Annotated in this window: 9 protein-coding genes; 5 read left to right on the top strand and 4 right to left on the bottom strand. The window is 63.0% G+C overall.

The features are described 5' to 3' along the window. Positions 1-108 precede the first annotated feature (108 nt). The gene (locus ACTDXD_RS24050) at positions 109-1,698 is read left to right on the top strand and encodes an acyl-CoA synthetase (RefSeq protein WP_440124687.1); all 1,590 of its coding nucleotides are present in this window, start codon (positions 109-111) and stop codon (positions 1,696-1,698) included. Between the two features lie 61 nt (positions 1,699-1,759). Here ACTDXD_RS24050 and ACTDXD_RS24045 read toward each other — a convergent pair whose 3' ends face one another. Continuing rightward, complete coding sequence (locus tag ACTDXD_RS24045; protein WP_440124686.1) at positions 1,760-3,334, bottom strand: protein kinase domain-containing protein; 1,575 nt, start codon at positions 3,332-3,334, stop codon at positions 1,760-1,762. A gap of 896 nt (positions 3,335-4,230) precedes the next feature. Between ACTDXD_RS24045 and ACTDXD_RS24040 the strand changes: the two genes are divergently transcribed. Next, positions 4,231-4,728 carry a DUF4274 domain-containing protein gene (locus tag ACTDXD_RS24040; protein ID WP_440124685.1) on the top strand — a complete coding sequence of 166 codons (498 nt, stop codon included), beginning with the start codon at positions 4,231-4,233 and terminating at the stop codon, positions 4,726-4,728. Positions 4,729-5,015: 287 nt separating this feature from the next. Here the strand turns inward: ACTDXD_RS24040 and ACTDXD_RS24035 are convergent, their stop codons facing one another. From ACTDXD_RS24035 to ACTDXD_RS24025, 3 genes are all read right to left on the bottom strand, one after another. Further along, on the bottom strand, positions 5,016-6,518 hold the full coding sequence (locus ACTDXD_RS24035; protein ID WP_440124684.1) for a protein adenylyltransferase SelO: 1,503 nt from the start codon (positions 6,516-6,518) through the stop codon (positions 5,016-5,018). A gap of 90 nt (positions 6,519-6,608) precedes the next feature. Continuing rightward, complete coding sequence (locus ACTDXD_RS24030) at positions 6,609-7,220, bottom strand: AAA family ATPase (RefSeq protein WP_440124683.1); 612 nt, start codon at positions 7,218-7,220, stop codon at positions 6,609-6,611. A 236-nt stretch (positions 7,221-7,456) separates the two neighbouring features. Further along, positions 7,457-7,978: a nitroreductase/quinone reductase family protein gene (locus tag ACTDXD_RS24025; RefSeq protein ID WP_440124682.1), complete on the bottom strand. Its 522-nt coding sequence runs from the start codon at positions 7,976-7,978 to the stop codon at positions 7,457-7,459. A gap of 259 nt (positions 7,979-8,237) precedes the next feature. Here ACTDXD_RS24025 and ACTDXD_RS24020 point away from each other — a divergent pair, with 259 nt between their 5' ends. The 3 genes from ACTDXD_RS24020 (at position 8,238) to ACTDXD_RS24010 (ending at position 11,621) form a co-directional block, all read left to right on the top strand. Further along, on the top strand, positions 8,238-8,582 hold the full coding sequence (locus ACTDXD_RS24020; protein ID WP_440124681.1) for a hypothetical protein: 345 nt from the start codon (positions 8,238-8,240) through the stop codon (positions 8,580-8,582). Then, positions 8,579-10,837 (top strand): TPR repeat region-containing protein, encoded by a 2,259-nt coding sequence (locus ACTDXD_RS24015; protein ID WP_440124680.1) that lies wholly within the window; start codon positions 8,579-8,581, stop codon positions 10,835-10,837. The genes ACTDXD_RS24020 and ACTDXD_RS24015 overlap by 4 nt, the downstream gene beginning before the upstream one ends. Positions 10,838-11,060: 223 nt before the next feature. Next, positions 11,061-11,621 (top strand): hypothetical protein, encoded by a 561-nt coding sequence (locus tag ACTDXD_RS24010; RefSeq protein WP_440124679.1) that lies wholly within the window; start codon positions 11,061-11,063, stop codon positions 11,619-11,621. Positions 11,622-12,044 lie beyond the last annotated feature (423 nt).

The raw sequence follows: 12,044 nt of genomic DNA, 5'->3' as shown, positions 1-12,044 counted from the left end.
GCCGGTTCGGCTCAGTGCTGAAACCGGGGTGGCCCGGACCGGTTAGAAACGATACTCTCACAAAACAGAATCATATTCTCATGCGCATGCCGAACCTGGGAGGCACTGATGACAGCAGCCGCGGCCGAACCGACGGAGATCGCACTGACTCCTACCGCCCACGCCCTGCGCACCCCGGACGCGCCCGCCATCATCATGGGCGAGGGAGATGTGGTCACCTACCGGGAGCTCGACGACCGGTCGGCGCGGTTCGCCACATATCTCCGCGCTCAGGGACTCACCATCGGCGACCACATCGCCATCCTCATGGAGAACTCGCGCGCGTTCCTCGAAGTCGCTTGGGCTGCTCAGCGTTCCGGGTTGTATTACACGGCGATCAATCGACACCTGCGACCGGCCGAGGTTCAGTACATCCTCGATGATTCCGGCTCGGCCGCCCTGATCGCGACCGTATCGATGTCCGACGTCATCGACGGTATCGATCTGGCGAGCATCGGCGTCCGCGTGTGCACCGACGGCGCACTGCCCGGTTTCTACGACTACGCGTCGATCCTCGACAGCAACGATCCGCTGTCGCTCGACGACAGCGTCGAAGGCCGCGAGATGCTGTACTCGTCGGGTACCACCGGGCGTCCCAAAGGTGTTCGCAAACCACTTCCGGCCACTCCCTTCGGCGACCCTGCCTCGCCGACCTCCCAGGTCGCCCAGGGCATCGCCGCGCGAGGAATCACCGCCGGCAGCGTGTACCTGTCGCCCGCCCCGCTGTACCACGGCTCTCCCCTGGTCTTCTGCATGTCTGCGCAACGACTCGGTGCCGCGGTCGTCGTGATGGAACGGTTCGATCCGGTCCGGTGTCTCGAGCTCATCGATCAACACCGCGTCACCTACGCACAGTTCGTGCCGACAATGTTCGTGCGGATGCTCAAGCTGTCCGACGAGGACCGGGCGGCATACGATCTGTCGTCGCTTCAGGAAGTCACCCACGGCGCTGCCCCGTGCCCGGTCTCGGTGAAATATCGGATGATCGAGTGGATGGGGCCGATCATTCACGAATACTATTCCGGAACCGAGGATGTCGGAGCCACCCAGATCTCGTCGCAGGAGTGGCTCACGCACCCCGGATCGGTCGGCAGGCCGATGCAAATCTGCCATATCGTCGGTGAGGACGGCGAGGAACTTCCGGTCGGCGAGGTCGGTGTCGTGTACTTCGACGGCGGGCGCCCCTTCGAATACCACAACGACCCCGACAAGACCGCGGGAGTGACCCACCCGAACGGATGGCGCACCCTCGGCGACATGGGATATGTCGACGACGAAGGCTATCTCTACCTCACCGACCGACAAGCCCTGATGATCATTTCAGGCGGGGTGAACATCTACCCGCAGGAGACCGAGAACATTCTGATCGGGCACCCCGCGGTGCTCGATGTGGCCGTCATCGGAATTCCCGACGACGAGATGGGCGAAGCGGTGAAGGCGGTCGTGCAGTTGGTCGAGCCCGATGCCGCCACCGACGCCCTCGCGGACGAGCTCCTGTCGTACTGTCACCGCGAGCTCGCTTCCTACAAATGCCCGCGCAGCATCGACTTCGTGCACGAGTTGCCCCGCGATCCGAACGGCAAGCTCTACAAGCGTCATATTCGTGAGGAGTATTGGAAAGACAACACGACTGCCCGCACTCGGCTCGTGCAGGACTGACGCGCGCCCGCGCAACCTCGGTTGTCTGCCGCTGCATACCGATTCCGCCGTGCTGGCGCGATCATCGGACGGTGACGACACCCTGGTCGAACATGACCGAGCCGTTCTCGAACGTGCTGACCTTCACACCGTCGACATCGATCTCATCGCTGGTGGGGTAGCCCAAAGCGCCCTGGCTGCCGCCGAGTTCGTTCCACTTGTTCCGTATTTCGCCCCACACGATGTATGCGGGATTGCCTGTCTTCTGAATGATCACGCCACCGACGAACCATTGATACTTGCCGTCGGGATTGGTCTTCTCGGCACCCAACGGCTGCCCGAGGTCGGCTTTCTGGGAGGCATCGGCAGTGTAGTACTTCTCCAGAAGACTTCCCGACACCGTGTACTCGGCGCCGTCCGCGCCCATCATCACCGTGGAGGGGATCACCGACGCGGGTGAATCGGAGTCCGACGACGCGAACTTGTTCATTCCGAGGATGATAACGACGAGGGCGAGCAGAACGATCACCGCGACTGCCAGCATTTTCTTACCCCACCCGGTTTTCCGGGTCGTCGGCTGCTTCTCGACCGCGCCACCGCCCGCAACCGGTGGCGTCACAGGGGTCTCCGGAGGAGCCGCGGGAGCAACCGGCGGTTCCTGCACGAGCACAGGCTCGGGAGTGTGCACCGGCTCCTTCACAACTACCTGCGCGGTCACCGGTTGGGGCGTCTGGGTGGACTGATACGGACTCCCGAACTGCTCCGAGTACGAGGCTGTGGAATCGAACACCTTGGTCGGATTCGCGCGCCGCACAGACGACATGATTGCCTCGGCTGCGGCGTCGGCAAACGCCACACACGTGGGATAGCGGTCTTCGCGGTTCTTGGCCATCGCCCGCGCCACCACCCGATTGAGTTCGATGGGCAGGCTCGGAACGATCCAACTCGGTGCCGGTATCCGGCCACCCAGATGTGCGTGCATCAATTGCGGCAAGGAATCGCCCGGATACGGCGGCTCGCCGGTCAACAGATGGAAAAGACTGCACCCCAATGAATAGATGTCTGCACGACCGTCGAGCGTCGCTCCCTCGAACTGCTCGGGAGCCGCGTAGTGCAGGCTCGCGAGCATCATTCCCGTCTTGGTGTGGAATGCCGTCTCGACGAGGGCTTTGGCGATGCCGAAGTCCGTCAATAGGACGCGTCCCGATCGTCCCGGGCCCGCTTCTTCGAGCAGCATGTTCGCCGGCTTCACGTCGCGGTGCAAAACACCGTTGTCGTGTGCGTAGTCGAGAGCCTTCGCGATTTCACCGATGACACGAACGGCCCGCTCGGGCTCGAGTCGCCCCTGCGCCATGGCTTCGGATGCGTTCATACCGGCGACGTACTGCATCGCGATCCAGAGCTGATCACCCTCGCGTCCACGATCGAGGACGGAAACGATGTTCGGGTGGTCCAGTCGCGCCGCATGGTCGGCTTCGCGTTCGAACAGGGCGCTCGCATGCTGGTCCTGGGTCAGCGACCTGTGCAGGAGTTTCAGCGCGATCTTCCTGGGCAGCCGTGGATGGTCTGCCAGATACACCGATCCCATACCGCCGGCACCCAGCAGTCGTTCGATCTTGTATCCAGCGAAGACCGTGCCGGGGGTCAGTGCAACCATCGTCATCTCCCTCGGTCATCCAACACAGGCTGTGCGCGTTCGCTGAGAAGATTAACCGGAGTGTCGAAAAGCGATGCCGCGCGGTCACGCTGATCGGCCGCGCGTTCGGCTCCGACGGCACTCCACCCTGCACTCGGCGATCGCGACACGAACATACATTCGAGTTGACGCCTCCCCCGCCACATGGGACGATTCCCGCACCAACCTGAAAACAGGTCGACCCCGGAGGGTGCTACCAACACCGACCGGGGTCTGGGCACACGACAGAACGGAACTGTCATGCACCGTAGGGTGGAGTCTATCCACACGCCCCCAGGGGGCGCTTCTTCTGGTTCGGTCTTCGATACCGACCCTCTTCGTCTCACCCCGCCGGGGTCTTCGCTGACGTCCTGATTCTCGCCAGCCTCTCGACCGACAAGGTCGAGAGGCTGGCGGTGTTTGTGCTGCGACGTGTGCGCGGGCCGGTCCGGTAGCCGCGGCATGTCGGAGTATTCGTCGCTCATCTCCTTCAGGTCCGACGTCAGCGCTTCGACGCTGCGCGCAGGGGTGCCATTCCCGTGCGTGAAACCGACTGGGCGCCAGTACCTTCGTCTCCACAGCTGGCGGTGGAGCACCCGCTCGTGAGGGTCGACACGAACGACCGGGTCCAACGCACAGCCACACGTCACCTCCGACGTGGGGCCAGAAGCGTTGGCCGAGACGGTCTATCGGGGCATGGCGACCGGGCAGCGTTGGGGAAGGGGCCGAAGGCAAGCTCAGGGACCCGCAGGGTCTCGGTACGGTCGAGCACTGCCGCCCGCAGGGCGTCCTCTTTCTCGGTTCGGTAGTCTCGCGAATCGACTCGACCATTCTCCGGCCCGGTGCGGGCCCTGGAGACTCACCTGAAGGACGGTGTCATGCACCCCGCCGTCGAACTGGTTCTGAACCACGACCCCGACGACCACGGAAGCCTCGCCGATCGGGTCGCATCGCTTGCCGACGAGTTCCGACTGTGGGAGCTCATGAGCCACTACAACTGGGACGAAGGCTTCGAGGTACCGCTCGCCGTCATCCGTCACCCGCGGTGCGATCGGGCACTGGCGCTGCGCCTGTTCTGGGACCTCGACGATGCCGCGAGGGAGTACCTCGTCGGCGGCACCACCGATTTCGGCGCCTCATACGCACCGTACGACGCGGAGGAGGCAGCGCGCGTCGAGGAATACTGCCGAATCCTGACCGAGGGGCTGCGCCACGGCCGGTTTCCCCCCGGCCGCAATTCGTTCGACACCGGCTTTTTCGGCACCGATGATCCCACCCTCACGGAGCGTCAACGCAAGCTTCGGGCCGGGAAGACCACACTCGCCCAGCGCGATTACGACGATGCGTTCCTCCATCCGGCTGTCGCCGTCGCCTGACTTGATCACTGTCACGAGGCGGCTGCCGACACAACGTGCACGCTGAAGAGGGACCCGCAGGGATTTCCGACGACTCGGCGACAGCGGACCACTCCTAGCACTGGGCGCACTCGGCGCACTACAGGCAGAAGGAAAGATCCTGAGTATCGCATCGTCGAATGTCGCTGCGGCACAGTGGCGCCTCTCGGACTCGGAGCTGGCAGCCGTTCCCTTCTGATCGCGCGTAATCACCGACTGCGCGGACCGTGACGACGTGAACGCCGAGCGTGCAGTGCACATGAAATCGATCAGGTGCCGCAGAACGTCCGGAAGTTCTCAGTGAACTCGCTGGATGCCGGGGATGTGTAAACCGCCCACTCGTCCCGGCGTTCGAACGGATGCGTCACCGCATCCAACAGTGCCTGGAACGGAGCGAGGTCACCGGCGGTCGCCGCGCGCAGTGCAGCGTCGACCTGGTGGTTGCGCGGAATGTAGAGCGGATTGACGCGATCCATCGCGTCCGCCGTCTCAGCGCAGCTGCGGGTCCCGAGAGCACTACGCCACCGACCCAGCCACGGGTCGAGGTGCTCACGCGCCCCAAGAACGTCGAGTGGCTCCGAGTTGCTGCGGAGTTCGTCTGCGAGAGCACGGAAAGTGCCGGTCCAATCCATACGGTGCTCGGCCATCGCGGTCAGCAGATCGTCGATCAGCGCCCGGTCGGCGACCTCGACGGGCAGACCGAGCTTGGCGGCCATACCGTTCCTGTAGTGATGCTCGTAGCATTCGTCGAATGTCTCGAGCACCGCAGTGGCGGCCGTGATCGCATCGTCCGGGGTGGAGGCGACCAGCGTCAACAGGGTTTCGGCGAATCGCGCCAGATTCCATTTCAGGACGATGGGCTGGTTGCCGAACGCGTAGCGGCCACCCTGATCGATCGAGCTGAACACCGCGGAGGGGTCGTAAGCATCGAGGAAGGCACACGGGCCGTAGTCGATGGTCTCCCCCGAGATCGTCGTGTTGTCGGTGTTCATCACTCCGTGCACGAAGCCGATGTGCATCCACCGCGCCACCAGCGATGCCTGAGCATCGACGACTGCTTCGAGGAATGCCAGGTAGCGATTCCCCTCTCCTTCCGCGGGCAATTCGACCAGGTTCGGGTAATGACGTGCGATCGCGTAGTCGGCGAGGGTCTGCAGAATCTCACCCTGCCGGACCGCGAGTTCGAACGTGCCCACCCGCAGATGACTGGCAGCGACCCGGGCCAGCACGGCACCGGGCTCGGCACCGTTGCGGTGGACGGGGCGGCCTGTCGCGACCACCGACAGGGCGCGCGTGGTGGGGACACCCAAGGCAAACATGGCCTCGCTGACCAGGTATTCGCGCAGCATCGGGCCTACCACCGCGAACCCGTCGCCGCCACGGGAGAAGGGCGTCGGTCCCGACCCTTTGAGATGCAGATCCGTCCGCCGGCCGTCGCGGTCCACGAGTTCGCCGAGCAGCAGCGCCCTCCCGTCTCCGAGGAGCGGGGCGTATCCGCCGAACTGGTGACCCGCGTACGCCATGGCGACCGGTGTCGCGTCGGACGGTGTCGCGGCCCCGGACAGGACGGCGATTCCCTCGTCGCTGCGCAGTGTGCCTTCATCCAACCGCAGCTGCGCTGCGAGCTGGTCGTTGAGCACGAGCAGCGTCGGATCCGGAACCTCGGCACCCTGCCACGACACACTGAGGTCGCCCAGTTCGTCGACGAACGTGCTCTCGAAGCCGAATGTCGCCGTGTGCGCGTCTACTGGTGAATCCGGGATTGCAGCCATGCTTCGAGGGTAGTCACCTGGGCCACCATGCTCGCGACGACGTGAGCGTCACCATGGATCGCTGTTGCCGCATGGCGCTGACGGTCGTACTCAGATTCTGATGTGACGCACACCGACCGCAGCGCGCCGAAGCTGGTAGCGAGCGCCGTTCATCCTGTCGTGGATCAGGTCCAAGCCCGTGCGTCGCGCAATGTCCTCGACAACCTCGTCCACGGCGCGGCCATCGGTGCCTATGTGTTCATCGAACCGCTCAGAAGCGAGCGCCTGCACACAGCGAGGGATCTGGCGCAGCGCCCAAGTGTCTTCCCTCCCCGCAAGACGACCGAGCCAATAGCCGCTGCGTGTCCGCAACCGTTGCCGCAGAGTCTCGGGCGATGCGATGAGGGAAAAGTGCCTGACGTCGACGTTCTCGGCCGACAGTCCGGTCATGATCTCGTCGAAGTAGGCCGGGTTCACGAGCGTCATCGGAACGATGACCGGTCCGTCGCTTACGGCCACCGCGTCAGCAAGCGTCCTGACGACGGCCGACCGCCACTGAGGTCGGTCTTGGAAGTCGCCCCGTGCGTGGGCAGGAAGCATCTTGTGGAGTGCGAATCCGATGAACTCGGGATCCGCGACATGTGAGGATGGAGCACGGCGATGCAATTCGAACGCGGTCTGCGTCTTGCCTGCACCGAATGCACCGTTTATCCAGATGAGCACCGCACCGAGTGTAGTGGCAGTGGTTCTTCCCGGCTGACACTGCAAGATCCGGCGATGCAGAAGCGAATCGTGCTCGGCCACCTTATGTTCCGGTCCACCTCGTGAACCTCCGAGATCTTCGAGTTGCCGATCCGAGCTGGGCTACGACCTGACACACAGCCAGGAAGATCGAGGCTGGCGGGTATTGGCCGCAGCACACGGCGCAGTGCAACTGAAGGCAGTGCCGCCGGGAGTTCTCAGGAGTGCTCGGACCTCACGTTCGGAGTCAGCACAACCAGCGGCATGGGCCGGTCGATCTTGGACTGGAAGTCCGCCAGCAACGGGTTGTTGGCCAGCACCCAGCTCGCGAACTCGTCGTAGTCCGCGCCTTCGAGAGCCCTGCCGGTCGCCTGGTAGGTGGTGTCCCGGAGCTCGATGGTGACCTGAGGATTCGCTTTGATGTTGTACCACCAGGCCGGGTACTTGTCCTCGATGAACGAGCTGACAAACATGGTGTCGCCCCGGTACAGAGGCCCCAACGGAGTCGTGTGCCGCTTGCCGCTCTTGGCTCCCGTGGTGGTGAGCAGGATGAGATCCCCGCCTGCGTAAGCACCGCCCACCTTGCCCGAGTTCTCCCGGAATTCCTTGATCACGTCATCGTTCCAATTCGCGATGCTGCCTTCCTTGTCCCAGGCCTGGTTCCACGGCGCATTCGGATCGTCATAGTCGGTGATGTCGGCCTGATCGGGCTGTCCCGTGGTCGAATTGATTTCGCTCATGATGCGAGTGTGTCGCGAATATAGGACGATCAGCGTCCTGAATGTGGCCGCAGGCGCGGCACACCGATGATCGTGGCCAGGCGGTTCTGTGTGATTCCGAAAGGCTCGAGTCATTCCGCCACGGTTCTCGAGACTCGACAGCGTCAACGTCGTGACCCATTCGCGGACTGCCGATCCTGCATTCACCCAGTCGCACCAGTGCAGGGTGATCCGTCGGTCCGACCGCTCTGCTACTCTCCATCGCTGTCAAGGGGGACACATGCCGAATCATGCCTTGAGAGTTGATCTTGATCGACTCTCACACCTGTCGGGCCGGCTCGACCAACTCGCACGAAGCGCCGAAACATTGAAGGTCATACCGCACGAGCCCTGGATCGACGCTCCGGCAACGAGCCTGTCGTCGGTTCGGGCCGTCATCAGTATCTCCACCGACCTACTCGACACAGCGCTGGTCGCTGCCGTCACCGAACGGTTCGAGGAAACCGCCGACGTCATGCGTCAGGCCGTAGTTCAGTACAGAAACGCCGACGACGACGTGGCGCAACACCTCGCCGCGACCTACCTGTCGGCCACCGGTGCCTGGACCACGAACAGCGAAGCGTGACGCCGACTCGAACCCAGGTCGAGAACTGGACGCCCGGATCACTGCTCACCTGGCGTGACGGGTGGTTGAGCCTCGGGACCAGTATCGAAGCACTCTTCGACACGTACGTCGCCTCCGTCGAGAAGATCGACGGCCAGTACTGGGAAGGTGTGGCCGCCGAAGCGGCCTTCGAGCGCGCACACAACGACCGCACCACCGCACGCACCATCGTCGACACCCTCGAACGCGTAGCCGAAACGATCACCACCGGGTACCACGCGATCAAAGGCAACCTCGACGTTGCGCGCGATGCTCTGGCCACCGCCCAGGAGAACTGCTTCACCATCACCGACAACCTCGAAGTGATCGACCCCCGCACCGAGAATGACGCAGACCGCGAAGCGCTCCGGGCGGGACTACAGACCAACCTTCAGCGTTATGCCGGCCTCGCCGAACAAGCAGATTTCGACCTGACGCGCAGCCTTGAAGAGGCGCGTACCAGCCTGCGACTCGCATTCACCTCCGCGGCCGCACTCGGCGACACCCAGGCCACGGCAGACGCCGCTGCCCTCGCAGCCGGCGATGTCGGCCCCGAAACCCTGCACCGCATCGTCGAATCGGGAACTCTCACGCCCGAGCAACTCACCGACCTGCGCGCTGGCGAACCTACCTCGATTCCGGCCTCTCAGATGGAGTATCTCAACACCGTCGCCCGCTCACTCGACACCCTCAGCCCACGCGAGCTGGAACAGTTGATGTCGCCCCTGCCGGAGGAAGCACGGGCAGCTCTGGCCAACTCGCTGCAGATCATCTCGACCGACACCGTCACCGTCGCGACCAGCGGAGACCCCGAGGTCCCCGCCCGAGGCGGCATCGACCTCCTCCCCGAAGGCATCCGCGACTCGTTGTCGCGGGAGGACTGCGTGGTCCACAGTGTCGAGTCGATGGGAGGAACTGCCCTGCGGCAGACCACTCTCCACGGCGTTCCGGATGCGGATGCAATCGCATCGATCGTCTCCGCAGGGGACGGCGAGTACCGCAACGGCAGCGAGCTCGACAAGCAGCTCCTCGCTGCCGGTCGCGAGTATCTCGATGCACAAGTCACACACGATCAGGATCCCCAAGGCAACATGACCATCTTCGAGGTCGACGGCCACACCCCTGGAGATCCGTACCTCGACCCGATATTCGCAGCCGTCTCCGACGATCGAGTTGCCATCGAGCAGGCAGTCACCGACCCGAACGGATCCGAATTCGTACGAGACGTCCTCACCCACTCGTGGTCTGACGAATCCACGGTGCAGTCGATGTTCCACTTCGACGAACTCGAAGGCGCCGTGCAGGATCCGAACGATGCCGTCGATGTTGCAGAGGCGGCCAGGAGCGGACAGATCATGTCGGCGGTCGCGTCGGCGATGAGCACGGATGCGGCGTGGCAGCAGATGTCGAGCATCCCCGGGACGAACCATCAATCCATCGGCGAGGTGAATCCCGAACTGGTCCGCACCATTTCCCACAGCATGACCCCGTACATCCCGAGCCTCGTCAGCGTCGAAGTGCCTGATCGTCCTGGGTTCGACATCGAAGGGTGGACGGACCCCGAGGGTTCTGGAAGCTATCGCGGATCCGTCAACGTCTTTGCCGTATTGAGCACCGATGAGGAGGCGGGGACACACTTCCAGTCGCATGCAATGCGAGAGTCTGTAGCAGCCCAGATCCGATTCGGTGAAGATCCCGATGCTCCGAACTCGAATCAGCAGCTCGCCAACGCTGGTCAGCTCCTGGCGTTGACCGACAAGGGCATCGAAATGTCGATGCAAGACCGGTACGACGACGAAGCCGCCCGAGACTTGGCTGTCTACGAACAGAAAGCGAATGCGTACAACGCCGTGACGTGGCTCGGAGGTCATGTGCTCCCGGGAACTGATCTGCTCTTCGATACTATTTCCGCCGGCGGAGAGCCCTTGAAAGAAACCGTGATCGGACCAAAGCCGGACCCTGCAGCCGAAGTGCAGGTGAATCGCCCCAATTTTGAGCGCCTCAGCTACTTCGCACTCGCAGCTGTTCAAGACTTCCCGGAGAGCACTCGTCGTGACTTCACAGCACTCTTCGACGACGAGGGAAACCTCCGCGCGTACGGAGAAATCTTCTCAGAAGAGCGATCCCAAACGCATACGAGACGCGCAGATTACACCCTCGCCAATCTATTGGGGCGCGTCGGCGACACCCACGCACTCCGCATCGCGTACAACGAGGTGAAACCTCCAAATGTCTAAGCTCATACGAAACATGGTCACCGTTGCCTTAGGTGCACTCCTCAGCAGCTGCGGTACCCCTGAGTATCTGGGCTCCGCTGACGACACCGAGACTCCGCCTGACTTCAAGCCGTCCTACACAAGTTCATGGACTGCGGAGCCGGGCATCGACTTGTTCAGCCGCGGAGGAGAACTCGTCCGCTCTTCCCTCGAAGCCGGAATGCAGACATCCATGTATACACTCATGGATTCATTCCCCGGGTACCGCGAGGCCATCGGATACCCAGACAACGCCGACCGAGACATCGCCGCGGGTGTCCAATCAGGAAACACCGAGGAGAACAGGGTCGGCGAATTCACAGTCAACTACCACATCACCGAACTGATCGAGTCACACACCGAAGTCACCGCAAACGTGTGCGATGACATCGTCCACGCCGAAACCATCGACCATGACCGCATCACTGGTCACGGATTCTCGTGGACAGTGTCGCTGCACAACACTGCCGACACCCCGGGCCTCCCCGGCATCGTCGATACTGACCGTGCCAACCATGACCCACGAGCCCGTCGCACCCCGAACTGGAATGTCTTCGGCACCTGGAAAATCACACGCTTCACCCCACAAGGACTCAACGCAGCCCCAGGGGGAGCGGATCCCGCGTGCAAATCTTGGTGGCTGGCGAATCATCCTGATGCTCTGAATATCGACAGCGACTATACCTTCCGCGCGCCCGGTGTCGTGCCTGGCGTCCCGCGCGCGCCACAGTATCCCGAATGGATAGGCCCATCCGAACCCCAATGAGCAGACACAGACTCATACGAAACGCAGTCGCCGCCACCCTCGGCATACTCCTCAGCAGCTGCGCCACCGCTCAGGGTCCGACACCTGCCGACGTCATCGAAGCACCGCCCGCTTTTCAACCCTCATACACAAGCTCCTGGTCTGCAGAACCCGGCATCGACCTGCTCAGCCGTGAAGCAGAACTCATCCGAGCCACATTCGAATCCAGCTGGCAAACAGAGATGTACTCGATCACCAACTCCTTCCCCGGATACCGCGAAGCCATCGGCTATCCCCACCCCTCCATCCAGAACATCGTCCGGGGAGCCGACGTGGGGAATACCGACTGGGACCAGGTCGACGAACACACTATCCGCTACCACATCACCGAACTCATCGAAACTCCCACCGACATCACCGCAAGCATCTGCGACGACATCGTGT

This window comes from Rhodococcus sp. SJ-3 (genome assembly GCF_051918125.1).
Classification (GTDB): Bacteria; Actinomycetota; Actinomycetes; order Mycobacteriales; family Mycobacteriaceae; genus Rhodococcus.
This window is presented reverse-complemented; position numbering and strand designations above follow the sequence as displayed.